30 protein-coding genes, 1 pseudogene, 1 riboswitch and 1 other annotated feature are annotated in these 24,964 nt (G+C 34.9%); of the genes and pseudogenes, 20 read left to right on the top strand and 11 right to left on the bottom strand.

What is annotated here, in order from left to right:
• Position 1: 1 nt before the first annotated feature.
• Genes AC1M36_RS02575 through AC1M36_RS02565 form a run of 3 tightly spaced genes read left to right on the top strand, consistent with a single transcriptional unit; the run spans position 2 to position 2,422 of the window.
• A complete protein-coding gene (locus AC1M36_RS02575; protein WP_336452380.1) occupies positions 2-706 on the top strand; it encodes an SDR family NAD(P)-dependent oxidoreductase in 705 nt (234 codons plus the stop codon).
• 30 nt (positions 707-736) lie between these two features.
• The gene (locus AC1M36_RS02570) at positions 737-1,504 is read left to right on the top strand and encodes a GNAT family N-acetyltransferase (RefSeq protein ID WP_431613177.1); all 768 of its coding nucleotides are present in this window, start codon (positions 737-739) and stop codon (positions 1,502-1,504) included.
• Between the two features lie 18 nt (positions 1,505-1,522).
• Positions 1,523-2,422, top strand: coding sequence for a PhzF family phenazine biosynthesis isomerase (locus AC1M36_RS02565; RefSeq protein WP_336452378.1), 900 nt, complete (start codon positions 1,523-1,525; stop codon positions 2,420-2,422).
• A 27-nt stretch (positions 2,423-2,449) separates the two neighbouring features.
• On the opposite strand, the gene AC1M36_RS02560 is transcribed toward AC1M36_RS02565, so the two are convergent.
• A complete protein-coding gene (locus tag AC1M36_RS02560) occupies positions 2,450-2,659 on the bottom strand; it encodes a hypothetical protein (RefSeq protein ID WP_336452377.1) in 210 nt (69 codons plus the stop codon).
• Between the two features lie 202 nt (positions 2,660-2,861).
• On the opposite strand from AC1M36_RS02560, the gene AC1M36_RS02555 reads away from it, so the two are divergent.
• Genes AC1M36_RS02555 through AC1M36_RS02545 form a run of 3 tightly spaced genes read left to right on the top strand, consistent with a single transcriptional unit; the run spans position 2,862 to position 5,174 of the window.
• Positions 2,862-3,725: an aminoglycoside phosphotransferase family protein gene (locus tag AC1M36_RS02555; protein WP_420792353.1), complete on the top strand. Its 864-nt coding sequence runs from the start codon at positions 2,862-2,864 to the stop codon at positions 3,723-3,725.
• Positions 3,726-3,764: 39 nt separating this feature from the next.
• Positions 3,765-4,589: an MBL fold metallo-hydrolase gene (locus AC1M36_RS02550; protein ID WP_336452376.1), complete on the top strand. Its 825-nt coding sequence runs from the start codon at positions 3,765-3,767 to the stop codon at positions 4,587-4,589.
• Positions 4,590-4,604: 15 nt separating this feature from the next.
• Positions 4,605-5,174, top strand: coding sequence for an SGNH/GDSL hydrolase family protein (locus AC1M36_RS02545; RefSeq protein ID WP_336452375.1), 570 nt, complete (start codon positions 4,605-4,607; stop codon positions 5,172-5,174).
• Positions 5,175-5,214: 40 nt separating this feature from the next.
• Here AC1M36_RS02545 and AC1M36_RS02540 read toward each other — a convergent pair whose 3' ends face one another.
• Positions 5,215-5,391, bottom strand: coding sequence for a DUF1272 domain-containing protein (locus AC1M36_RS02540; protein ID WP_336452374.1), 177 nt, complete (start codon positions 5,389-5,391; stop codon positions 5,215-5,217).
• A 166-nt stretch (positions 5,392-5,557) separates the two neighbouring features.
• A complete protein-coding gene (locus tag AC1M36_RS02535) occupies positions 5,558-6,118 on the bottom strand; it encodes a cysteine hydrolase family protein (RefSeq protein WP_431613178.1) in 561 nt (186 codons plus the stop codon).
• Between the two features lie 122 nt (positions 6,119-6,240).
• Here AC1M36_RS02535 and AC1M36_RS02530 point away from each other — a divergent pair, with 122 nt between their 5' ends.
• The gene (locus tag AC1M36_RS02530; RefSeq protein WP_336452372.1) at positions 6,241-7,101 is read left to right on the top strand and encodes a LysR family transcriptional regulator; all 861 of its coding nucleotides are present in this window, start codon (positions 6,241-6,243) and stop codon (positions 7,099-7,101) included.
• 133 nt (positions 7,102-7,234) lie between these two features.
• The gene (locus AC1M36_RS02525; protein ID WP_431613197.1) at positions 7,235-8,065 is read left to right on the top strand and encodes a pentapeptide repeat-containing protein; all 831 of its coding nucleotides are present in this window, start codon (positions 7,235-7,237) and stop codon (positions 8,063-8,065) included.
• A gap of 71 nt (positions 8,066-8,136) precedes the next feature.
• On the opposite strand, the gene AC1M36_RS02520 is transcribed toward AC1M36_RS02525, so the two are convergent.
• A complete protein-coding gene (locus AC1M36_RS02520; protein WP_336452371.1) occupies positions 8,137-9,024 on the bottom strand; it encodes a DMT family transporter in 888 nt (295 codons plus the stop codon).
• A gap of 402 nt (positions 9,025-9,426) precedes the next feature.
• Between AC1M36_RS02520 and AC1M36_RS02515 the strand changes: the two genes are divergently transcribed.
• The 6 genes from AC1M36_RS02515 (at position 9,427) to AC1M36_RS02490 (ending at position 13,985) form a co-directional block, all read left to right on the top strand.
• A complete protein-coding gene (locus AC1M36_RS02515; protein ID WP_336452370.1) occupies positions 9,427-9,891 on the top strand; it encodes an SRPBCC domain-containing protein in 465 nt (154 codons plus the stop codon).
• A gap of 137 nt (positions 9,892-10,028) precedes the next feature.
• Positions 10,029-10,436: a MerR family transcriptional regulator gene (locus tag AC1M36_RS02510; protein ID WP_336452369.1), complete on the top strand. Its 408-nt coding sequence runs from the start codon at positions 10,029-10,031 to the stop codon at positions 10,434-10,436.
• 124 nt (positions 10,437-10,560) lie between these two features.
• Positions 10,561-11,883, top strand: coding sequence for a hemolysin family protein (locus AC1M36_RS02505; protein ID WP_336452368.1), 1,323 nt, complete (start codon positions 10,561-10,563; stop codon positions 11,881-11,883).
• A gap of 52 nt (positions 11,884-11,935) precedes the next feature.
• A complete protein-coding gene (locus tag AC1M36_RS02500; RefSeq protein WP_336452367.1) occupies positions 11,936-12,346 on the top strand; it encodes an ATP synthase subunit I in 411 nt (136 codons plus the stop codon).
• Positions 12,347-12,494: 148 nt separating this feature from the next.
• Complete coding sequence (locus AC1M36_RS02495) at positions 12,495-13,040, top strand: DUF2179 domain-containing protein (protein ID WP_017151696.1); 546 nt, start codon at positions 12,495-12,497, stop codon at positions 13,038-13,040.
• Between the two features lie 330 nt (positions 13,041-13,370).
• Entirely contained in the window at positions 13,371-13,985 is a 615-nt protein-coding gene (locus AC1M36_RS02490) for a hypothetical protein (RefSeq protein ID WP_431613179.1), read from the top strand.
• An 87-nt stretch (positions 13,986-14,072) separates the two neighbouring features.
• Here the strand turns inward: AC1M36_RS02490 and AC1M36_RS02485 are convergent, their stop codons facing one another.
• Positions 14,073-14,696: a LysE family translocator gene (locus AC1M36_RS02485; protein WP_336452365.1), complete on the bottom strand. Its 624-nt coding sequence runs from the start codon at positions 14,694-14,696 to the stop codon at positions 14,073-14,075.
• A gap of 481 nt (positions 14,697-15,177) precedes the next feature.
• On the opposite strand from AC1M36_RS02485, the gene AC1M36_RS02480 reads away from it, so the two are divergent.
• Positions 15,178-16,680 (top strand): malate:quinone oxidoreductase, encoded by a 1,503-nt coding sequence (locus AC1M36_RS02480; RefSeq protein WP_336452364.1) that lies wholly within the window; start codon positions 15,178-15,180, stop codon positions 16,678-16,680.
• Between the two features lie 134 nt (positions 16,681-16,814).
• On the opposite strand, the gene AC1M36_RS02475 is transcribed toward AC1M36_RS02480, so the two are convergent.
• The 3 genes from AC1M36_RS02475 to AC1M36_RS02465 are packed head-to-tail and all read right to left on the bottom strand — an operon-like array spanning position 16,815 to position 17,963.
• Positions 16,815-17,291: a small multi-drug export protein gene (locus tag AC1M36_RS02475; protein WP_336452363.1), complete on the bottom strand. Its 477-nt coding sequence runs from the start codon at positions 17,289-17,291 to the stop codon at positions 16,815-16,817.
• A gap of 24 nt (positions 17,292-17,315) precedes the next feature.
• Positions 17,316-17,750 (bottom strand): hypothetical protein, encoded by a 435-nt coding sequence (locus tag AC1M36_RS02470; protein ID WP_241816588.1) that lies wholly within the window; start codon positions 17,748-17,750, stop codon positions 17,316-17,318.
• 6 nt (positions 17,751-17,756) lie between these two features.
• Positions 17,757-17,963: a helix-turn-helix transcriptional regulator gene (locus AC1M36_RS02465; RefSeq protein WP_336452362.1), complete on the bottom strand. Its 207-nt coding sequence runs from the start codon at positions 17,961-17,963 to the stop codon at positions 17,757-17,759.
• Between the two features lie 243 nt (positions 17,964-18,206).
• Between AC1M36_RS02465 and AC1M36_RS02460 the strand changes: the two genes are divergently transcribed.
• Positions 18,207-18,689: a GNAT family N-acetyltransferase gene (locus AC1M36_RS02460; protein ID WP_336452361.1), complete on the top strand. Its 483-nt coding sequence runs from the start codon at positions 18,207-18,209 to the stop codon at positions 18,687-18,689.
• Between the two features lie 68 nt (positions 18,690-18,757).
• Here the strand turns inward: AC1M36_RS02460 and AC1M36_RS02455 are convergent, their stop codons facing one another.
• Positions 18,758-19,942 carry an MDR family MFS transporter gene (locus AC1M36_RS02455; protein WP_336452360.1) on the bottom strand — a complete coding sequence of 395 codons (1,185 nt, stop codon included), beginning with the start codon at positions 19,940-19,942 and terminating at the stop codon, positions 18,758-18,760.
• 107 nt (positions 19,943-20,049) lie between these two features.
• Here AC1M36_RS02455 and AC1M36_RS02450 point away from each other — a divergent pair, with 107 nt between their 5' ends.
• Positions 20,050-20,604, top strand: coding sequence for a CGNR zinc finger domain-containing protein (locus tag AC1M36_RS02450; protein ID WP_336452359.1), 555 nt, complete (start codon positions 20,050-20,052; stop codon positions 20,602-20,604).
• Between the two features lie 56 nt (positions 20,605-20,660).
• A pseudogene (locus AC1M36_RS02445) lies at positions 20,661-20,756 on the top strand (SAM-dependent methyltransferase); the annotation flags it as partial.
• Between the two features lie 280 nt (positions 20,757-21,036).
• On the opposite strand, the gene AC1M36_RS02440 reads toward AC1M36_RS02445, so the two are convergent.
• Positions 21,037-21,180 carry a hypothetical protein gene (locus AC1M36_RS02440; RefSeq protein WP_017151706.1) on the bottom strand — a complete coding sequence of 48 codons (144 nt, stop codon included), beginning with the start codon at positions 21,178-21,180 and terminating at the stop codon, positions 21,037-21,039.
• Between the two features lie 100 nt (positions 21,181-21,280).
• Positions 21,281-21,425, bottom strand: a riboswitch (cyclic di-AMP (ydaO/yuaA leader).
• A gap of 38 nt (positions 21,426-21,463) precedes the next feature.
• A complete protein-coding gene (locus AC1M36_RS02435; protein WP_336452358.1) occupies positions 21,464-21,925 on the bottom strand; it encodes a GNAT family N-acetyltransferase in 462 nt (153 codons plus the stop codon).
• 532 nt (positions 21,926-22,457) lie between these two features.
• On the opposite strand from AC1M36_RS02435, the gene AC1M36_RS02430 reads away from it, so the two are divergent.
• Both AC1M36_RS02430 and AC1M36_RS02425 read left to right on the top strand, forming a co-directional pair.
• Entirely contained in the window at positions 22,458-23,579 is a 1,122-nt protein-coding gene (locus AC1M36_RS02430; protein ID WP_431613180.1) for an AI-2E family transporter, read from the top strand.
• 132 nt (positions 23,580-23,711) lie between these two features.
• Positions 23,712-23,923, top strand: a binding site (T-box leader).
• A 42-nt stretch (positions 23,924-23,965) separates the two neighbouring features.
• On the top strand, positions 23,966-24,964 hold the full coding sequence (locus tag AC1M36_RS02425; RefSeq protein WP_336452356.1) for a tryptophan--tRNA ligase: 999 nt from the start codon (positions 23,966-23,968) through the stop codon (positions 24,962-24,964).

Here is a 24,964-nt window from a genome sequence, read left to right as displayed (position 1 = left end):
TATGAAAGTACTGATTACAGGTGGAAACAGAGGCTTAGGATTCGAACTAGTCAAAGTATTTCATGAAAATGGACATGTTGTTTTTCCGCTAGTTCGGAGAGAGGGAGAAATTGATACGTTACATCGTGTATTTCCATCTCGATGTTTTCCTATATTAGCAGATTTATCATCTGATGATAGCATTGACCTGATAAAAGAGCAACTTAAACAGTATACAGAAGTGGTTGATCTTATTATCAATAATGCTGGAATACCAGGAAAAGAAACAGAGATTTTACATACTACTTCGGAGGAATTAATGGCTGTATTTAATATTCATTGTTTGGGAGTAATTCGAGCTGTTAAAGGTTCATATTGTAGCTTAATCAAGTCAAAAAATCCTAGAATCATTAATATCTCTTCGCGTTTAGGTTCTTTATCTAAAATGGCAGCTCAAGAATTTCCACAAGGGCAGTTTTCCTATTCATATCGCATTGCAAAGGCAGCACAAAATATGCTGACATTATGTTTACAACAAGAATTTGAGGAAACAGGCATCGTGGTGACCGCAATTCATCCTGGAAAATTAAAAACAGAGATGGGGGCGTATGATGCGGATATGACTTCAAGTGAAGGGGCATACAACATGTACAATTGGGTAATGAGTACAAATCATGAAGTTTCAGGTAAGTTCATTGATCCATCTTTAGGAGAATTAGGCTGGTAGTTTTAATTTTTGTATAGAAGGGTGAACAAAATGTACAATGTTACAATCGTTCAAAACATATTTGGACCTTCCAAAAAAGTATTAAATGGTTTACCGAATGCAATAACAATTGAAGAAATTAAAGAAGATTTGCTGTATGATCCTCAAAATTATAAAGACAAGATAAAAAGATTTGTAGAGGTTTGTGCAAATTGGAATGTAAAAAGAGCGAATATTTTACTAAACAAAAGTTTCAATAGCTATACTCCCAGTGCAAAAGTGTTACGTGAATTTAACTTTCAACTTTACGCAGCGAAAATAGAAGTGTTTCGCAAGCTTGCGGATATGGAAGCTCCAGAAAAACCGTATAAATTTCGCTCTATAGACGAAGGGATGTTGTCTGAAGAAGAATTTAAGTCGCTTTGGGAGCGATGTATGTCAGGGTCAGATAATCAATTATCAACTCTTCATATTAATGAACATTTTTACGCTATACAAGCAGAATTAGATCAGGGCTGGGAAAAATCGTGTATTGTTTTTTATGAAAAGGATAAGCCGATTGGAATATCTATTCCTCATATTGAACCTGGAACAAAGGATGAAGGACGATTGTTTTATTTCGGATTACTGCCAGAGGAACGTGGAAAAGGAATCAGTGCTCAAATCCATCTCCAATCTTTACATTTATTAAAACAAATGGGAGCTACCTATTATATAGGAAGTACCCATTTGACAAATGAAAAGATGCAAAAGGTTTTTTGGAAAAACGGCTGTTCTATAAGGGCAGAGACGGAACTATGTTGCAAAACTTTCAAATAAAAGTTAGGGGATGAGAAAGTGAAGGAAGTAAAAGTTTTCCATTATGATGCATTCAGTAGTAAGCCAAATATGGGAAATCCAGCTGGGCTTGTAATAAATACGCAAGGGTTAACAGGTGATGAAATGCAGCTTATAGCAAAAAAGGTAGGGTTTAACGAAACGTCATTTGTACTTCCTTCGAATGTTGCGGATGTGAGAATTCGTTATTTTACACCAGGACATGAAATGAATCTTTGTGGACATGCGACAGTGGGAACGATTTATGCGCTTCATGAAAAAGGATTATTAAAGGGGAAGGAAAACCTCGCAATAGAAACGAAAGCGGGAGTATTACCAGTACGTATAAATGTAGATGAAAAGAGAGAAACATTTATTAGGATGAGACAAACAGCACCACAGTTTCAAAGCTTTAATGGTTCGAGAGAAGATGTGGCTCACAGCATTGGACTTCATGAAACGGATTTAGATGAAACATTGCCGATTGTATATGGAAGTACTGGAATTTGGACTTTACTCGTTCCAATTAAAACGTTAGACGCTTGTCAAAGAATGAAACCAAATAATAAAGAGTTTCCATCTATTTTAAAAGAAATACCGAAGGCATCGATTCATCCTTTTTGTTTAGAAACGTATGATGAAGCAGCACATATGCATGGTCGTCATTTTTCATCACCTTATTCCGGAACAATTGAAGATCCGGTGACAGGAACTGCTTCGGGTGTCATGGGTGCATATTATGCTACGTTTTTGAAGCAAGATTTTGATAGTGAAATGAAATTAATTGTTGAACAAGGACAAGAAATGAATAAGGACGGTCGTGTGGCTGTTTATGTAACAAAGAATCAGGAAGATCATTCACTGCAAATCGAGATTTCGGGAACGGCTGTATATGTAGATAAGTTTCAAATTTCGATTTGAAAAAAGCTCGGTACACGACCGAACTTTTTATCTATTTAATACTTCAATAAAAGAAGTATCTCCATTTTGTCTCATTACAGAATGGAAATTGCTACGTTCTAACGTTTCTGCAACTTGTTTCAATTGCTGGGCATCATCATGATGAATTAGCAGACTATCTGCACCGCTTTCTTCAATGTGGATATGTTCAATATTACCGATAGCCTGATTTACAGCTTGTAAAAAATCGGGTTTCATATATGTCCTCCTAATATGTACAGATATGTTTTCTAGCATGCCCATATTTATAAAAATTAAAAGTTAGCACTAATAAAAGAAAAGATAATGTGAAATGAGATTGACGGGTTGCCACGATAGCATTTGGAGTAGAGGATTTTTCTTATGTTTGTCGAATAATAAAGTTGTTTTCTCTATGGTTAAATATACTTGAAGAATGGGAATGGAAAAGGTGGACATTTCAGAAATTATCGAACAATTAGTTGTTAATGAAGGAATTGCTGATTATCCGAAAGGCTACAAGAAGTTAACTGGTGGTACGACAAGTAGACTGTATCTTTTAGTAGGAAATGAACAGTGTGTTGTAAAGTTGAATGAAGCGAGGGTTATTGAAGAAGAAGCATATTTTCTTAACTTTTATGAGAATAAAAGTATATTTCCTAAGCTTTTGTATGTTGACCCATTATATAGATATATGGTGTATTCATTTATTCCTGGTTCTGTAAGTTGTGATGCTGGGAATAAAAAAGATATTCTTTGTACGCTTGTTCAGAAAGTCATTCATACATATAAACCAGCTGTGAAAATGGATCAGTGGGGATGGAAAGAAGATCCGGTAGACTCTTGGCAGGATTTTCTTTTAGAAAGGGTGAGGGAGGCGAATGAAACTGTAACTTCCTATATAACAGAAGAAGATTTTCATACCGTTGTTCAATTGGTACATAGTCCAAATAGAACGGCATATAGTGATCAACCATTTTTATTGCATGGAGATTGTGGGTTTCATAATTTTATATTTAATGAGCATACATTATATGGTGTAATTGACCCTTATCCAGTTTTGGGAGATCCTATATACGATTTAATTTATGCATTTTGTTCGACGCCGAAAGAGTTAACGAGGGAAACAATAGACGAGGTAGTAGAAAAGAGTGTATTTCATAATAGAGCGAGGGAAGCTTTATATGAAGAAGTTGTAATCGTTTTATATTGCAGGTTAGACACTTGTTTGAGACATCATCCAGAAAATTTAGAAGCTTACTTACAAGCTTGGCGTTATTGGATGAATCTGATTCATGAACAGTGAAAGTTAAATAGAAAATAAAATGGGGATAGGAGAAATGTTATGAAAAATTTTGTTTGTACAACATGTGGCGTGCAATATGCAGCTAGTGTGGAAGAACCAACAAATTGTATGATTTGTAATGAAGAACGACAATATGTGAATCCAAAGGGGCAATCTTGGATAACGCTTGATGATTTACAAGAGAGCAACAAATATCAAAATGAAATGATTGAAGAAGAAACAGGACTTTATAGCTTTACAACAAAACCGGAATTTGCGATTGGTCAAACTGCTTATTTGTTAAAAACAGAATCGTATCATTTGCTATGGGATTGTATTACATATCTCGACGAAACTACAATTGAGAGAGTAAAAGAATTAGGAGGGTTAGATGCAATTGCATTATCCCATCCGCACTATTATTCTACTCAAGTCGAATGGGCAGAAAGATTCGATGTGCCAATTTATATTCATGAAGATGATAAACAGTGGGTAATGCGTCCGAGTAAACATATTGTTTTTTGGTCAGGGGAATCATTGCAATTAGCTGATGGACTTACGGTGCATCGTCTAGGTGGACATTTTAAAGGTGGTTCTGTTTTACATTGGTCACAGGGGAATGATGGAAAAGGTATTTTATTAACAGGCGATATTATTCAAGTTGTAGCTGATCAAGAGTGGGTGAGCTTTATGTATAGCTATCCAAACTTAATTCCGTTACCAGCAAATAAAGTAGAAGAGATGGCGAAAAGGGTAAAAACACTATCTTTTAATCGTTTGTATAATGCTTTTCACCGAGTAGTGAAAGAGAATGCGAATGAAGCTGTAGGACGGTCTGCACGGAGATATATTTCCGCGTTAGAAGGTAAATTGTTTCATACATAAAGAGGAGAAGTAAAAATGAATACATTAATATGTTTTGGTGATAGTATTACAGCTGATGAAACATTTTGGAATGGAACACCGAGATTAACACCACGTTTACAAGAGCATTTTCCAGATTGGAAAGTAGAAAATGCAGGTGTTCCGGGTGATGATACGTTCGATGCTTTAAGAAGAATAGAAGAAGATGTGTTATCTTATGATCCGACATTTGTAACAGTCTTTTTTGGCGCAAATGATGCAGCATTTCATAAGCAAGTATCACTACAAGAATATGAAGAAAATCTAATTGAGATCGTGAAAAAAATTTCACCAGAAAAGGTGCTGTTAATTAGCCCGGCACCAGTGGATGAGGAAAGACAGCAGGCAAGAACAAATGAAGTTTTATCACAGTATGCAAGAGTAGTGGAAGAAGTGGCAAAACAAACAGGAAGTCACTTTCTTGATTTGCATTCTCATATGACCCATGAATCAGATTATAAGAAGTTTGTAGAAAATGAAGAGCGTGATGGACTGCATTTTAGCGTTGTTGGTTATGAATATTTAGCTGAGTTGATGGGGAGTAAATTAAAAGAGATCTTTAAATAGATGTCGCACAGGAAAAGCAAAGCTATGAGTAGCTTTGCTTTTATAGTTTCTTTTTCGGCCTACGTACTAATTCACCACCACAGTTTGGACAAACATAATGCGTTTTTTCTGTGCACGGTGCACAAAATGTGCATTCGTACGTACAAATATAAGCTTCCGAATCCGTTTGAAGTGAAGTGCTGCAAGTTTGGCAGTTTGTTTTCATTTCCAATGACATGTGATTTCCTCCTGAGTGTTTGAATGTTTGTAATTTAATGATAATATAAGTTGGAGAATATGTCCTTTTCAAATGAAAGTATATTTGGAAGTTTATATAACGTTTGAAATGAAATATAAAATTTTTATTATAAAAAGTAATTTTAAATCAATTCATGATGCTAGATTTAAATTAAATTTAGTAGTTTTTCAGTTGTTAAAACTGTAGCAAACATTTTATGAAGGCTTACTAATGCTATATTATGAATGTCTTCTGCAGCATAGTAATTTCCGTCGTAAGCAATGCGGCCAAATGTAGCAGTTGCATCTGAAACGACATAAGTTGAAAATCCTAAATTACCAGCCATGCGTACTGATGTCGATACACAATAGTCTGTTGTTAAGCCGATAATGACGATAGTTTTATAATTGTGTTCTCGTAAATAAAATTCTAAATTTGTTCCGATAAAAGCGCTATTTACACTTTTTTGAAATACTGGTTCGTTTGGAAGCGGAATGGCAAAGTCTTTAAATTTACTTCCGCTATTTTCTTTTCTTAATGGATGATTTTCTTTATTGGAAATGTGCTGCACATGGATTACAGGACGATTTGTTTTTCTCCATGTTTGTAGTATGAGTTTCATGTTTGTTTCAGCATCAATATTATTACGTTCTCCCCAGCGAGGATCATCGAATTCTTTTTGGATATCAACTAAAATAAGTGCAGTATTTTTAGGTAAGTGATTCATTTGTTATGCTCCTTTTCAAAAAATATTTTCTATAGGGTAATGATATCAATTGTTGTAAATGTTGAGAATTTCCAGTTTTTTTGAAGGGTATAACGAAAAGTTTGGACAAGGAGATAAAGAGGATGGAGATAGAGTGGTTTCGGTGCTTTTTACTTTGCTCACAATACAAAAGCTTTTCAAAAGTAGCAGAGCATCTTCATATGACACAACCAGCAGTAAGTAAACAAATAAAGAAATTAGAAGCTGAATTAGAAGTGGAATTAGTGAGTAGATCTCCACAAGGTATAGAATTAACAGAAGCAGGAATGTATTTTCAAAAAAGAATCCTTCCATTTGTTAAGGAATGGGATGGTATTAGACAAGAAATGAAAGACATGGGAGAATCCATACACGTAACGTTAGGATTACTTCCTAGTCTTGCGGCATTTTATCTTCCTGAAAAACTTGTTGGAAGCCAGATTGAGAATATGAATTTAGAAACGAAGGTATATGATATGTCTAAAGAGATTATGGAAGATATTTTATCAGGAAAGTTAGAGGCAGGTTTAGTAGATGAAAAGTGGGTACCAAAAAATCTTTGGAATAGGAAGTTATTTGTAGAACCGTATGATGTAGTTTTTCAAAAGACACATCCGTTTAGTAAAAAAGAAAATGTAAATATAAAAGAACTATTATTAGAGAAATTAGTTATGTATCCAGTCGGTTGCGATATTCGAAGAGCGATTATAGAAGAGTTTGAAAGATTGAATGCGGACCCTGATATTTGTTCTGAGGTATCGTTCCGAGACTTTATTCTTGGCATGGTTGCCGCAGGAGCTGGAATTACAATTGTTCCACGAACGATTTCAGAGCGTATTGAACATTTGCCGCTGCGCTCTTTACCCATTCGGGATTTTCAAAAACAAAGAACCATATATTTGATTGCAAGAAATGAAAAGATTGGCAAAGTACTCTTTAAGGTATTTACAGGAACTTCTTTGTAATTGTTTAGAAGTTATTCTTTTATACTAAATTATTTCTTTTTCATACTTATTTATATAAAATTGAATAAGTAATACAGTAACAGGGGGATATGTTTTAGTGGAAAATTATCAAAAATTGAATTTGAAAAATGATATGAGTTTTAACAGTTTACGAGCTGATTGTGAGAATTGTTTCGGTTTGTGCTGCGTTGCATTACCTTTCGCAGCTTCAGCTGATTTTGCAGTTAATAAAGATGCTGGTAAGCCTTGCGCAAATTTACAGTCAGACTTTCGTTGTAGCATTCATAAAAATCTTAGGCAGAAAGGTTTTAAAGGGTGTACTGTATTTGAGTGCTTCGGTGCGGGACAAAAGGTTTCACAGGTTACTTTCGAAGGAGTTGACTGGCGTAAAGATTCTAAGCATGCGCAGAAAATGTACGCTGTTTTTCCAATCATGCATCAGCTTCATGAGATGCTTTGGTATTTGAATGAAGCTTTCGCGTTAAAAGCAACACGACCGATTCATAGAGAGATTCGTACTGCGATTGAAGAGACGGAACGACTTTCTTATCTTAGCCCAGATTTGCTGATTGATGTAAATGTTTCATCACACAGAGCGTATGTAAATGAACTTCTATTAAAAACAAGCGAACTAGTATGGGCGGAATCACGTCACAAGTATAAGAGTGCGAAAAAAAATAAAAGGATGAATCACCGAGGAGCAAACCTTATGGGGGCAAAGCTGAGAAGAGCAGACTTTAAGGGGGCGAATTTACGAGGAGCATACCTCATTGCAGCTGATCTGCGAGAAGCTGATTTAAGAATGGCTGATTTTATTGGTGCTGATTTACGGGATGCTGATCTTAGGGGAGCGAACCTTACGGAGAGTATTTTTCTGACTCAAGTTCAGGTTAATGCAGCGAAAGGAGATGTAAACACGAAATTACCAAGTTTACTTTCTCGTCCAGCGCATTGGTCTGCGTGAGAAAAATATAAATTTTATCTTAATAGATAATGTAAAAACACAGGCTATATTTTTTATAGCCTGTGTTTTTATTATTTTTTCTTTTCAAGTGTAGTTATCACGACACTAAATATAATAAGAACACCCCCAATAAAAAAGTTACGATTTAACGTTTCATTTAAAAGTAGCCACCCTAGCAATGAACCAACAATAGGTTGAAAAAAGAAAAAGAGTGAGCCAATGCTAGCATCCATTAACTCAAGTCCTTTATTCCAAAGAAAAAAAGCACCGGCAGTAGAGATGATTCCTAAATAGAGAATGCCTAAAATGATAGTGGCGTTTAAGTTTCCAACTGGATTGGATTGTAACTCCCAAATCATGCAAGGTGTGATGAAAAATAATGAAAAGAAAATTGCGTACGTTGTAATGATTAAGGATGAAAAACGACTAGATGCAATTTTTACATAAATAGATAGTAAAGCCCACGTAATAGCGGCCCCAACTAAAATGATTGTGCCGATAAAATAAGATCCTACTTCTATATCCCAACCAATAACAATTATGACACCTATTGTGGCTAAGAGAGTAGAGAGTATTCTGCGAGTCGTTAATTTTTCTTTCAAAATCAAAGTAGCGAATACGACCATAAATGCTGGCGTAGCTGATGTAACTAAAGAGCCTGTGTGCGCATCAGATAGTTTTGTTCCAATGAATTGACATGTAATTGAAACGAAGTAGCCGATGAAACCAATCCAAGCAAAGAGTAGCCAATCTTTTTTGTTTATTTGTATCGTTGTTTTTTGTTTTCGCTCTGTCGTTTTTAAAATCATGTACAAAACTACAAAGGCAATAATAAAGCGAAGCCAGACAAGTGTAAGTGGGGGAACAAAATCTAATACATATTTACTGACAACGTACATACCACCCCAAATACTTGCTGCAAGTGATAAACATATAGCCCCTAAAATGGTTTGTTTCACTGTGAAATACCTCCGTCTATTTGTAGGATTGTGATTAGAAATCCTAAGACGAGGCATATTTTTGATAAAATATACGTATGCCCGCCTTAGATTATAGACGGATTACAGGTTGATCGTTTTCGAATAGGTTGTTGTAGTACATTAGAAATTCTCCTCTCAATATGTGTATTTGTTTCCCATGAATCAGTTTTATATTAAAATTATAACTTAATTTTCAGATTATTAAAGGGTATCTATCAATTCTTTTTACTCTGATGTTGAAATTTTAAATTCAACATCATGAAACTCTAAATAAGAGAAATAATAGTAAAATAACACTTGTATTTCACCAAATAAAATATGGCATAATCATTTTGTCGCAAAATAGATAGAAAAGTAAGGGTATATAAAAGGAGAAAATGAATGAGTTTTGCTATTGAAGTAATGATTGAAGCACCAATTGAAGTTGTTTTTGATTATGTAAAAGATGATGAAAAAGTAAAAGAATGGAATGCATTTTTAATCGAAAATCATTATCCGTCCGAGCGAGTGAAAGAAAATCCACGTGTAGGAGATACATTTATTTCTATACAGAAACTAGGAAAGAAAGTATATGAAGCGGAAGTGGAATTTCTAGAGTATGAACCTCCGTATATCATTACTCTCGGTGGTGAGACGAAGCAAGGATATTCTACGACAACATATGTATTAGAAGAAGAGGAAGAAGGGACACTTCTTACATTAATTTTGGAGTATGCACCTAGTAATCTATTTTATCGCATTTTATATAAGTTAACAGGCTGGATGTCACGTGCGGTATATGCGGAACAACTTGAGCATTTAGCAGAATGTGTAGAATCTACATACAATAAAGGAAAATCAATATAAAAAGTAAGGGGATCTGCAACACATATAGCAGATCTTTTTGTATATATTGTGAATAACGAACCATCACGTTTGACTGTACAGTTTATGTATTGTATGATGTTCTTAACATAAATGGGGAGGGAAAAATCGTTGGGAAGGTGTATCGAATCGGACAGTTGGCTCACTTGGCTCACGTATCGAAACGAACGATTGATTATTATACGAATCTAGGTATCTTAAAAGCGGAGCGATCTCAATCTAATTATCGCTATTACGACGAAACAGCATTTGAAACATTACAATTTATTGAGAAATGCAAGGAAATGCATATGCCGCTTTGTGAGATTAAAGAGAGGATCGAGGAGAGAAAGAAGCTGCTCGGTATCAATGAACACGTTTCGAAACAAGTGAATGAAGTGACAAACCATATCCATCAATTAGAAGCAGAGTTAACACAGTTGAAACCTCTGTTAGATGGGTTAACAGATTCACAACGTGAGAAAATATCGAAATCTTTATCTGGTCAAACGACAGCTTTAATACAAACTCTAGTACTATTGTTATAGTTAAAGTTGGATCCGACTCTTTTAATTTCTGTATAGCGCTATGTTTTCTAGAGAAACAGAGAATAAGAAAACATTATAAGTATACAGGAGGTGAACACCTTAGTTTTTTAACTAAGGGGATTCATTGGAAATATTTAATTTAGTCATGGTTGCGATTTTAATCGCATTTACTGGATTTTTCGTAGCAGCAGAGTTTGCGATTGTTAAGGTACGTTCAAGTCGCATAGATCAGCTTGTTTCGGAAGGAAAACGCGGTGCGTTAGCAGCAAAAAAGGTAACAACAAATTTAGATGAATATTTATCTGCTTGTCAGTTAGGAATTACAGTTACAGCAATGGGACTTGGTTGGTTAGGTGAACCGACAATAGAAAAGCTATTGCATCCATTATTTGAGAAATGGAACTTAAACCCTTCTATTTCACAAGTATTGACTTTTGGCCTTGCATTTATGACAATGACGTATTTGCACGTTGTAGTAGGAGAATTAGCACCGAAAACAATGGCAATTCAAAAGGCTGAAAGAGTAACTTTATTATTTGCTGGACCTTTAATGATGTTCTATAAAGTGATGTATCCGTTTATTTGGATACTAAATGGTTCGGCGCGTGTCATAACTGGCTTATTCGGTTTGAAACCAGCTTCTGAACATGAAGTGGCCCACTCTGAAGAAGAATTACGCCTTATTCTTTCAGAAAGCTATGAAAGTGGAGAAATTAATCAAGCTGAATATAAGTATGTGAATAATATCTTTGAATTTGATAACCGCATTGCGAAAGAGATTATGGTACCACGAACAGAAATCGTTGGTTTTTATCTCGAAGATTCAGTAGAAGAACACATGAAAATTATCCAAAGTGAACGATACACACGTTATCCAATCTTTGGAGAAGATAAAGATGATATTATCGGTATGGTCAACGTAAAAGACTTCTTTATTCGATATATGAAAGGCGATACAAAAGATTTATCATCTATTCGCACGTATATGCGTCCAATTATTGAAGTGATGGAAACAACTCCAATCCATGATTTACTTCTACAAATGCAGAAAAAACGAATTCCAATGGCTGTTTTATATGATGAGTACGGAGGGACAGCCGGAATTGTAACGCTTGAAGATATATTAGAAGAAATCGTTGGCGAGATTCGTGATGAATACGATGAAGATGAACATCCACCAATCCAACATGTAAATGAACATCACAAAATTGTTGATGGGAAAGTGTTGATTACAGAAGTAAAAGATTTATTTGGTTTACACATCGAGGAAGAAGATGTGGATACAATTGGCGGATGGATTATGATGCAGAACCATGAAATTGAAGAAGGACAATGTGTGGAAGCCGAGGGATATGAATTTAAAGTTCTTGAAAAAGATGCATACCAAATTAAACGCGTTGAAATTCGGAAGATTGATCATCAACAAGAAAAAGCAGCAACTGTGTAAGTTGCTGCTTTCTCTTTAGCTATAGGAAAACTTGAAATAAGGAGCGGATATTTTGATTGAAGTTGCGTTACGAGTATACAAACTACAGTTATATATGATTTTTAGTGGTTTACTACTTTTATGGACGATAACGCCTTTTTCAAAGCAAGTGACTGGATTTGGAATCGGATTAGCAGTCAGTGCATACTGCCTTTGGCTATTAGCAAGGCGAGTTGAAAAGATCGGAAGAAGTATTGTATTAAAACAACGTGCGCCAGGACTTGGGATTTTAAATCGTTTTGCAGCTGCGATATTGGGTGCAATCATTATGTATGAAATTGAACATGAAATGGAAATGTGGGCATTTGGTACAGGCATTTTAGGTGGGCACTTTTTAATGATTGCAAATTTAGCGTATGCGAATATGCAGTTAGCAAGAGAAGAAGAGGAAAAAAGGAAAAAGAGTGCACAGGACTCAAAATAAGAAGATAAAAGGGAACCGAAAACGGTTCTTTTTTATCTTCTTATTTTTTATTTTTCATGAAAAAATAAAAAAAATTAGAAAACCCATCGCTTTCTCAAGGTTATATATGTTATTATGACAAAAGACTTTTTGAAAGAGGTGGATGCAAATGTTACAAGCGCTACTTATTTTTGTACTTCAAATTATTTATGTTCCCGTGTTAACAATCCGGACGATTTTGCTTGTAAAGAACCAAACAAGATCCGCTGCTGGTGTCGGATTACTAGAGGGTGCAATCTATATTGTAAGTTTAGGAATTGTGTTTCAAGATTTATCAAATTGGATGAATATTGTAGCCTATGTTATTGGCTTTAGTGCCGGACTTTTATTAGGTGGTTATATAGAAAATAAATTGGCAATTGGGTATATTACATACCAAGTTAGTTTACTAGATCGTTGTAATGAGTTAGTAGATGAATTAAGACACTCTGGGTTTGGTGTAACTGTATTTGAGGGAGAAGGGATTAATTCGATTCGTTACCGTTTAGATATCGTTGCGAAGCGCTCTCGTGAGAAAGAGCTTTTGGAAATTATTAATCGCATTGCACCGAAAGCATTTATGTCTTCTTATGAAATTCGTTCTTTCAAAGGCGGCTATTTAACAAAAGCGATGAAAAAACGAGCATTAATGAAGAAGAACGATCATGCTTCATAAGAAAGAAGCGAATGAATTCTCATTTTGAGAATCATATCTATATAATGTTATACATTTTATAAAAAAGAAAAGGATAGATGCAAGCAGAGTGAATCTGAGTGATCTATCCTTTTTTTGTGCGTTATAACTGCAATAGTGTGTAGTAGGAAAAGGTGATTTGTTGATATAATGGTATAAATATGATAGTTGTTTCACACTATTTCAGAAATAGCTGGGAATTGCATATACAGAAGTGTATAAATATGAAAAATGAATGGGAGGATATTTCTGAAATCTGTAAATTACTTTATTTGCACATATTGATAGATTTTGAATATGAGGAGGAAAAACGTGTATAAATTACCGTTAGGCATACAAATACCAGGTCAAATTGATTACCCAAAGGGGTATGATTACGACACTATACAACAAAATCGTGCGCAGGCGAACATTGTAGAAGGCTACAAGATGAGAGCAATTGAAGGCGAAAAATTTCAGTATTTTACAGAAATCAATATTGATGCTGATAAAGTTTGGCGCTTGTTTGAGACATTAGTCAATATAATGTTTAAAGAAGGGATAGCCTATGGATTTGTAGGAATGAAAGGTGAAGAGCCATCTTTCAGTTCTTTTACCAAATCTGACCGAATCATGAATCTCTTTGAGGAATATAAATTTGAACTGATAAATGATGGATTTCTTCAATTTGGAATCGCGGTCGAAGATGGTACATCCTATAATGAGATTTTTGTGACAAACTTTAAAACCTTTCAAGTATGGAGTGAAAACAAAAATGATGTTTTAGATGCATTAAATCAATTGGATCTAAAGGAGTATAAAGACTTGAATTTCATTTATGATTTTCCGGTAACGTCAAAAGCACTATCTCCACAAAAATATCCTGGAAGCCGACACTACACAGAGGTTTTGGAAGAATTAGAAAAAGCCTTTTCTCTCATAGTATGATAAAAATGTTTTAAATAAAGGTGTTTATAAAAGAAAAAAGTACATCACTCTAGAGAAATGATGTACCAAAATATAATGTGTAGCACTTTATTTTTCCGTTAAGGCGAGTCGAATTCCTAAAATAGCAAAGATTCCTATTTTAGATAGGTTCACTCCTTTTGCGATTTTAGGATTCTTTAAGAACTTATTTGCAATGGTGCCAGAGAGGAATGAAATCATTGAAAATACAATGATTGCTTGTAGCATAAATAATATGCCTAGAGTGATCATTTGCATTGGTACTTCCCCGGCACTCGGGGTTATGAATTGAGGTAAGAAGGCTAAAAAGAAAAGAGAGACTTTAGGATTTAATATATTCATCAAAATCCCTTTACGATAGAGAGCGCCGTAATTTAATGAAACAGCAGCGTGTTCTCCAATTCCTTCATTACGTTCTTTAAATGCTTGCCAAGCAAGATATAGTAAATAGATTGCTCCTGCATATTTTAAAATTTGAAAGGCAATTGTAGAATGATACAAAATTGCGGAAATCCCAAGAGCAGCAGCTAATGTGTGTACCGTTATACCAGTGCATAGTCCCAGTGCGGTCATAATACCAGCTTTTTTACCTTGGCTCATGCTTTGGGCAAGAACAAATAAAATGTCAGGCCCTGGTATTAATGTTAAGAGCATAGCCGCAAAGACAAAAGCAATTACATTTGAAAAATCCATACATCCACCCCTTTGGAAAATTTTCCTTATTTTATCATGGATTACATCGTTTGTAATGTTATAAGTATACTCTGTTGTTTGATTAAAACGGCAAACTTTATAGATGCCTCTGAGAAAATGTGACATATGATATATTGTAAATGAACTAAATATTTCTGGAAAAATGTTTTTCCCCTGTTAAGTGCAGAGAAACATATTATAAGTAACGGCTAAAAGTTGAGCTTAAGGACTTGATGATTGTGTGTTCCTAGAGCTTTGTAAAGGGGTTTTTTACTATTTTATTATCATAAATAGTTTAAAATTATCAGATAATACTAGATATTTTAGTCTATTAATTATTATAATAGATTATGAGATGGGTTATAATTGAGACAGAAAAGATGTATTCCTAGGTGGGGCCTAGGTGGCGCAGTTCTTTTTGTGGCATAGAAGCCAAAAGTGCCTAGTCTTTTTTGCCAATATAGGGGATGGAGAGATTATCATGAGCAACATGCAGAAGAAAACAGACGTTATCTTAATTGGTGCCGGAGTTATGAGTGCGACTTTGGGGTCATTATTGAAAGAGTTAGCACCTGAATGGGAAATCAAGGTGTTTGAGAAACTGGCAGATGCAGGAGAAGAAAGCTCAAACGAATGGAATAATGCAGGTACAGGTCATGCTGCACTGTGTGAGCTTAACTATACATCTGAAAAATCTGACGGATCTATAGATGTTAGCAAAGCTATAAAAATTAATGAACAGTTCCAGCTTTCAAGACAATTTTGGTCTTATCTTGTAAACAGCAATCTGATTCGTAATCCGCAGGACTTTATTATGCCAATACCTCATATGAGTATGGTACAAGGGGAAAAAAATGTTACGTTTTTGAAAAAACGTTTTGAAGCGCTTTCAAATAATCCGCTGTTTCAGGGGATGGAATTTTCAGATGACCCTGAAAAACTGAAGGAGTGGATTCCACTTATCATGGAAGGCCGTACATCAAATGAGGCGATAGCGGCAACAAAAATTGACTCTGGAACGGATGTCAACTTTGGAGCTTTAACACGCATGTTGTTTGACCACTTACAGAGTAAAAACGTCGAAATAAACTACAAGCATAGCGTCCAGGATATTAAACGTACTAGCGACGGATCTTGGGAAGTGAAAGTGCATGATATCAATAGTGGTAAAATCGAATACCATACTGCAAAATTCGTCTTTATCGGCGGTGGGGGCGGAAGTCTGCCTTTACTACAAAAAACCGGTATTCCTGAGTCGAAACATATTGGAGGGTTCCCGGTAAGCGGATTATTTATGGTATGTAATAATCCTGAAGTTGCAGAGCGGCATCATGCAAAAGTATACGGTAAAGCTAAAGTTGGCGCTCCTCCAATGTCTGTTCCGCATCTTGATACAAGATATATGAACAACAAAAAAACATTGTTGTTTGGACCGTTTGCTGGCTTCTCACCAAAGTTCTTAAAAACAGGTTCAAATTTGGATTTGATAGGTTCCGTAAAACCGAATAATGTCCTCACTATGTTGGCGGCAGGCGTAAAAGAGATGGCGTTGACAAAATATCTGATCCAGCAAGTGATGTTATCGAATGAAAAGCGTATGGAAGAATTACGTGAATTTATTCCGAATGCTAAAAGCGAGGATTGGGATATAGTGGTAGCGGGTCAACGCGTGCAAGTAATTAAAGATACTGATGCCGGCGGTAAAGGAACACTTCAATTTGGTACGGAAGTTGTTAGTGCTGCTGATGGCTCAATCGCTGCATTGCTTGGTGCTTCTCCGGGGGCTTCTACTGCCGTTCATGTTATGCTTGAAGTATTAGAAAAATGCTTCCCAGAGCATATGACAGAGTGGGAACTGAAAATAAAAGAAATGATCCCTTCTTATGGCGTGTCACTAGCGGAAAACCCAGAGTTTTTCCAAGAAATTCATGCTTTAACAGGGGAAACGCTTGGTTTAAGTAAAAAAGAACTGGCTTATAGTTAAATTATTGGGGTATAGAAACAAAGCTATGTAAGGCCATTAAACAGTTCAATAAAAAAGAAAATCAACTATACAAAAGAGGCTGTCTCCAAAAGATCGTTTTTAGCGATTTTTTGGGGCAGCCTCTTCATATGATTCTAAATAATATTTAAAAAGCTAAATCCATACATCGCAGCAACTGTAAAAATGATTGTCCATACTGCTAGACTGATCGTCATCCAACTTATGACGTGTGTCCGGTTCGATCCAAATGTTAAGGCTAATACGGCTGCAATATCAGTTCCTACAAGAATTGGAGCTAACAGAGCCAACCCTGGAATACCATATCGTTCCCATATTCGCCTTGATCGAGTTTCTTTTTTAGAAGGTGTTGTTATACCTTTTTTTAATTTTCTTGCTGCTTGCCATTTTGTGTACTGCTTAAAGAAGAAGCCGAGTAATAAAACCAAGATAAGATTCCCTGCAAATGCTGTCACTCCTACTGCAAATGGCTGTAATCCCCATGCAATACCGAGTGGTACAACGATTGATACATCCATCCATGGAGCAAAGGCTAGTAAAAATAAGACCACATATTGCCATAATTCACCTGCATTTTGAGCCCATTCTAACATATTGTTCCCCCTGTTTTGTTCAGATTAAATACGATGGAAAATCAGAATAGTAGTTAACCAATAGACAATGTATTGACCTAATCCTAGTAATCCTATGCATATTAAAGGAATAAGAATATTATGAGAAAAGAGGAAGCAAACTCCTGCTGTTATTGGAAGTGCAAAGCTATAGTAAATATACACATTCCTACAAGCCTTATAGGTCACCCATTGTTGACCTTCATCTATTTCACGAAATTCGGATGGGATAAATCCAAATAATTTAATTTTATCATCAGGATTCTTCCGATTATAATGCTTTGTAAGAACGAACCACAAAAAAGTAAACATTACCAAAATCCCAAAACACAATCTAGCTATAACGACTTGTGTATCCATAAGAGAAAATAGTAAAAATGCAATGATCAATACAAATAAGCTCGTACCTATAAGTGGAGACCTCAAAATATGTTTCATCAAAAATATTCATTCCTTTCCTGTTAAATAAAAAATATCTTCTACAGTAACTTGAAACGCAGTAGCTATTTTTAACGCCATCGTAACAGATGGGGAATAATCACCTTTTTCAATTAACCCAATTGTCTGTCTTGTCACGCCAACGGCATCGGCTAAATCTTGCTGAGTCCACCTAAATCGTGCCCGTAATTCTCTAACTCTGTTTCCAAGCATTATAATTTCCCTTCCCTCATTACTAATATTGTAAATTATTGTTTACAAAATGTAAATAATTATTTGCATTTTGTAATAAATAATTGCTTGAGAAACATAAAAAAACACCATCTATAACTAAAATGGTGTTGTTTCGTTTATCTAGCTTTTAAAATTGAATAGTTTTATCCGTTAAGAAGATAGAGGATTAAAAAATACGATGAAGAATTAGAGTAGATAATGCAAAAAATAGAAAGAGGGGAAAAGATGAATTTAAAATTAGTAGATGTAACGGAAGAAAATTTCTTTGAAATTATTAATTTAAAATCAGATGAAATCCAAGAGAAATACATTCAAATATATGAAAGATGGGTTGGTTCCAATGCTTTCTTTCTTGCAGCTTGCCAAACGTTTGGGTTTACTCCGAAAGCTATATATGATAATGACGTTTTAATAGGTTTTGCTACGTATGGGTTTAGAAATGAAACGAAGCAATATGAGTTAATTAGTATGATGCTTGGCCATCAATATCAAGGATTAGGGTATGGGGTTCCTATTTTAAAAGCAGTAATAGATAGTATGGTTCAGACATATAAATGTGAAGAAATATTCTTATCGGTTATTCACGATAATGAACGCGCAAAGCGGATCTATGAAAAAGTGGGTTTTAGGCCAACAGGAGAGATTGAAGAGGGACATCATCCAGAATTTGTTTACTGTTTAAAACTAAAAAACTATGTAAATGTATAAATTTGTATTATTGAATCAAAAGCACCGTCCTATAAACTGGACGGTGCTTTTCATCGTATTATATATGCTTATAATCCTGTATTCATAATTTCTTTTTCTTGTTTTTGTTCCATATTTTTTAACATATGAAGCAAAATAAATCCTGTAACACCCATTGCGCCTAAAATTAACCAAGGTGTATATGTCTCTTGCAACTGTGATGTAAACCATGTTCCAGTGTAGTTACCGATTGTAAATCCAATAGCGAGTGAAAGCTGATAAACTCCAAAATATGTGGCCGTATAAGATTCATGACTATAATTTGCAATTGCAATGTCAGCATTAGGTAATACAAGTGTTTCACCAATTGTAAATAAAATGACACAACCAAACAGCCAATATGGGTGTGGGAACAAAGGAATCATCAAAAAAGAAAGCCCCATGAATAGCACACCACATTTTACAATCGAAAGTGTGTTGTATTTATGAAATATTTTTCGAAATACAATCATAAATAAAACGCCTGTAATTGCATTCACTGTAATAACGAGACCACCTACCTTTTCACTATGACTTATGTTGGTCATGTGAAGGGGGAGAGCGACAGTGAGCTGAGTAAACATGATGTAAAAGAAAATCATGATAAATGAAAATGAAAGAAATTGTTTGTTTTTAAACACGACTTTTAACCCAGATAAGAGCTGTACATTTTCAGTAGAAACTTGGAAGTGGGATCTAAGAAGATAAAAAATAATTGCAAAGAATAGCATAAGAAGTCCAGTCAGTATAAATGGATACAAAGGATTCCACATGAGTAATAAGCTGCCAGCAATTGGGCCGATAATCGCACCGCTGTTAAAAGCAAGATTTAAGTATGTAAATAAATCTTTTCGGATGTGAGCAGGCTGCGAACCGAAGATAGCACGAGCAGCTGGTTCATAAAACGCAGTACCAAATCCAATAAATGAAGCGGAAATTGAAATCGTATGAAACTCTGAAAATATTCCTAAACAAATAAAGCCAATGCCTCTTAATAATAAACCAGATATCATCATAATCATGTATCCAAATTTATCGGCAATGATACCAGAAAATAAAGGGATTACTCGTGATGTAATCGTCATAATGGTTAAAATGGTCCCTACTTGCACAGCGGAAAAGTGTAAAAAACTCGATAAATAGATGGCGAGGAAAGCGTATACAGCAAAGTATCCAAATGCCATGAAAAATGACGAACTGAGTATAACGCGTATCGATATTGAAAAGTTTTTCATAGATTCTCCTTTCTATAATGTAACCAGTAAAAGTTTTTAATGGTTAACTCTTTTATATTATTATTATACATAAAGTCAGAAAAAAGTAAATTTTAGAAAGATGGTGAATGGATTTGAGTCAGAGTCAAGGGGCGCCGGGACAATTAGAAATCGTAAGAGAGTTTTTAAATACATGGAGAATTCCAAATGACACAAGAAAGCAGGTAGATGAGCTTAATACAATAGATGATGTACTTCGATTTATGAGAAACCATTTTAGTGAGGAATTTTCTTTTGGTACGTTGGATGAGCTGAAGCAATTTAGAGATGACGTTCGTTTCGTGATTGAGGAGAAAGGAACACTACAGAAATGGTTTGAAAAATATCCATTTGGCGTATGTGTGACGGAAAATATGGAGTTTATTACATATGAACCAATTGGGGGACGGAATTTCTATACGATGATGTTACAAATTATTTTGACTGCGATTGAACAAAAGAGGTGGAATCGGTTGAAAGCATGTCCAGATTGCCGCTGGGTCTTTTATGATCATTCTCGTAACGGAAGTAAGCGCTGGTGTGGGATGTATGCAGGGAGTAAAGAGGGAAGAGCTTGTGGTACGATTGCGAAAGTGAAAAATTACCGGGAGAAGAGAAAAGGAAGATCGAGTTACACGATGTAAACTTTAGAGGGAAATGTGAATTGAGGGAATGTTGTTTAACTTGATGAGTAAGAAAGAAGTTGGAAGATGTACAAGCGGTGCTGTATAAAAGAAAATTAAGCATATACATAAATGAACTTATTCAAGCGGGATTTATAATTGAAAGAGCAGAAGGGGGAGCCATCTAGTGATTGTAATGAACAACAGATGGGATTTTATCTCGCACTAACGGCCCGATTGGTGAGGGCTGATTAAAGTTTCACTTTATGTGAGTTGTTGTTCTTTGGATAAAGTAAGAAGAGCGCCAACGACTTTAATTGTTAAATCAAGAAAATAAGTTTTTGTGCAAAAGAGAAAGTGTAACAGAAAAAAGCTTTGCAGTAATAGCAAAGCTTTTTTCATGTTCCGTCATACTGTACGTATAAATGATCTTACATAGGTAAGAATTTCACTTCATCTTTTCGGCTGAAAAATATGTTGAAAAAAGTATTTGTGATGTAAACTATCTACAATTTTGTTTGCTTGATACGTACGTTGTTGTTCCAATCGAATACGTTGCTCCATCATTTTCATTTCATGATCTGATAAACGTAACATTGTACGAGTCTCCTTTTCTATAAATATAGGTTTCTAATGACAACGATTCCACATACTTTATAGTTAAGGAGGGATACTGTGTATCATAGGTAAAAAGCACCTTCCCTCTCCCATTACGCTTACGAGGTTAGCTGTCGGACTCGGGAAGTGAGAGTTTCCCTACTTAAAAAAGATTCGCCCCAAGTAGCGTAGGCTACGTAAATGGTTCCCCCGTTCCAAAAAATTGGATTCAGCAAAAGGTTTTATAAAAAATAAGATAACATAACTTGTTAGAAAAGTCAAATTATTTTGCGTTTTCTGTCCTTTTCAACTGTGTAAGAACGAGTCCGTCAGGTAAAATAATATCTGTTACTTCAATGAATCCGTGTTTTTTATATAGAGACAGTGCAGGGATGTTTGCTTTCCCTGTTTGTACAATATATTTCTTTGTATCAGGGGATATGCTAAATAAATGAAGGAGTAACTTTGTTGCAATTCCTCTATGAAAATAGTCAGGAGATATAACTAGGCGATGGATATCAATAATAGCCCCTTTATTTATAAAAGAAATAAAGCCTATTAGTTTATTTTCAAAGAAGTAGCCATAAAAGGTTTCATTACAATTTTGGATGTCTTCTATCGTATCATATAAACGTGGGATTGCTGTGCTGTTCATGTACTTTGCTTCAACTTGATAAGCAGGGATTTGAATCGCTAAAATAGCTGATGCTACTTTAATAGAAGTAGGTGGAATTTTACGAATCATTATCTAATCTCCTTTTTGTATGTTAAATTTTATCTTAAAATAAGAAAAAATATGTATTAAATATTGATATAATTGTTATTTAAGGTGAGATAAAAAATATATTTATATAACATTAATCGCTTTGAAATTTGACAAATTTTAGCTCCCTTGGATACAATGTATGTACATAAATTTCGTGATATGATAGTAACTCTCCTGTTATGAGTGGTTGTCATTCAATGAGAAATTATAAAGTGCCAGTAATGAACTAAGGGTGTGTATAACTTTTCTATTGAATCATAAATTTACATCTTAATAGAAGAGAAGACCTAAAAATGAGATGGATCGTGCTATAACAGATAAGAAATTTCTCTTTCCAAGTTTGGTAATATTATTTTTAGCTTATTCGGTACATTATTTAGAGAAGGGTGACTAGCATTACAAGGTGTAGTTGTATCGTTTGTAGTTAAAGCTGCAAATGAATAGAAATATATTACTGATTGTTTCATAAAGCCCTTTTCAAGGGCTTTTCATACTTAGAGAGGTGGTATATTTGGAGAAAGTCAATTTACGAAAAAGAGATAAGCTGAAAAAGTTTTTTAAAGAACAAAATTATTTAGCAGTGCTACTTGGATTTGCCTTACTGTTTGTGAATATATTATTACTAACAAAAATTTCGTTTGTATTTACACCCTTCATTGTCTTTTTAAAAACAATCTTTTTTCCAGTGTTGTTAGCTGGGGTACTATTTTATATTTTACATCCATTGGTTTCGCTTTTAGAAAGAAAAGGTGTTTCTAGAATCATTTCCATTGCTTCTATATACATACTTGTAATGGGGTTGTTTGTTTTTCTTGTTGTAACAGTGATTCCGATTATTAAAGATCAAGTAAATGCGTTAATAGATAACTTGCCATATTTCGGTCATGAAATTGAAAGGGCAGCACGTAAATTTGGGGAAAGTAATATAATTGGAAAGATTCAAGATAGCTTAAATATTGATGTAGGTAGTATCGTGAAAGATTCTACAATGAACTTTACAAATTCGCTATCATCAGTGACTGGGAATGTAACTGGATTCTTAAGTACACTTACAGAAGTCGTGCTTACATTTGTAATGGTACCTTTTATATTATTCTATCTTTTAAAAGACGGAGAGCAATTACCGAAGTACTTTTTAAGGATTATTTCAGAACAAAGAAGGCCTTCAGCTAAGCTTATATTAGATGATATGCATTACGCCATTAGCTCATATATTAGAGGGCAAATTATTGTTAGTTTGTTTATTGGGATTATGTTATTAATCGGTTATTTCATTATTGGGATTAAATATGCGGTCTTACTTGCTATTTTAGCGATGATTGTAAACGTAGTACCTTATGTAGGACCGATTATTGCGATTACACCGGCTTTAATCATTGCCTTTATTGATTCACCAGCCATGATTCTAAAAGTTATTATTGTGATGATGATTGTACAATTGGCAGAAGGGAAGTTTATTTCACCACAAGTCATGGGGAAAAAATTAGACATTCATCCAATTACCATTATCTTTATTATTTTAACAGCAGGGAATCTGTTTGGAATTATGGGAGTTATCTTAGCGATTCCGGGATATGCGATATTAAAAGTGCTTGTTACACATGGGTATAGATTTATTAAACTGAACTCTTAAAAAGAGGAGCTAAAACAGAATGTGTTTGTTTTAGCTCTTTTTCATTTTCCGATTCATATTTTTGTAAAAAATAAATTAAACAGAAAATTTATGTTTATTAGAAAAATAAACGTGGTAAAATGTAAGAAATAAACAAAAGCAATGATGGAGAATAGTACATGTTCGGAATTTTACAGAGAGCTGATGGTTGGTGGAAATCAGTAAGGGATGAATATGGAATGGACTCTGGAGCTTCTAGCTGAAATGAGTAGGCTAAGACGATTTGCTTCGCGTTAAAGAAGCATCAAGTGAGCTATGACTAATAGTTAATTAAGGTGGTACCGCGGGAGTCCCTCGTCCTTTTCTAGGATGAGGGACTCTTTTAATTGTAGAAAGGAGGAGTTAGTGTGAGTGAGAAAATCATGTTAACAGGAATTAAGCCAACTGGTCACCCGCATTTAGGAAATTATATAGGAGCGATTAAACCAGCATTAAACATGTCTAAAAAGAAAGACGGAAAAGCCCTATACTTTATAGCGGATTATCATGCGTTAAATGCCGTACAAGACCCTAATCTATTTTGTGATTATACAAAAGAGGTAGCTGCAACATGGTTATCGTTAGGACTTGGAGAAGATATTATCTTTTATCGACAAACTGAAGTCCCGGAAATTTTAGAATTGGCATGGATTTTGGCTTGTCTGACTCCAAAAGGACTTATGAATCGCGCTCATGCATATAAAGCAAAGATAGAACAAAATAAAGAAATAAGTGTTGATATTGATACAGGTGTCAATATGGGATTATATACGTACCCAATATTAATGGCTGCTGACATATTATTATTTCAGTCTAGTCATGTACCCGTTGGAAAAGATCAAATTCAACATATTGAAATCGCTCGTGATATTGCTATGTATTTTAATCATACTTTTGGAGAGACATTTACACTCCCAGAGTATGTAGTGCAAGAAGAGGGGGCTATTTTACCAGGACTTGATGGACGAAAGATGAGTAAAAGTTATGGAAATGTCATTCCGCTATTTGCAGAACCTGAAAAGCTTAAAAAGTTAATTTTTAAAATTAAAACGGATTCTTCATCACCTCATGAACCGAAAGAACCTGAGACGTTATTTATGATATATAGGGAATTTGCCACAGAGGAAGAAACAAAAAGTTTGCGAGAGCAGTACAGAACAGGCATTGGCTGGGGAGAGGTAAAGAAAGAACTATTTCGTGTTGTAAACCGAGAATTAGAAGAACCAAGAGAAAAATATGAGAGATATATGAATGAGCCTCACTTGTTGTATGAGGCTTTAGAAAAAGGTGCGAAGCGTGTGAGGGAAATAGCGAAGGTGAATTTAGCTGAAATTAAAAAGAGGATTGGATATGAGAGGGAACGATAA

It is taken from the genome of Bacillus sp. Medicinal_06, assembly GCF_056711665.1.
The sequence above is the reverse complement of the archived record's forward strand: the minus strand, read 5'-3'. Positions and strand labels throughout refer to the sequence as shown.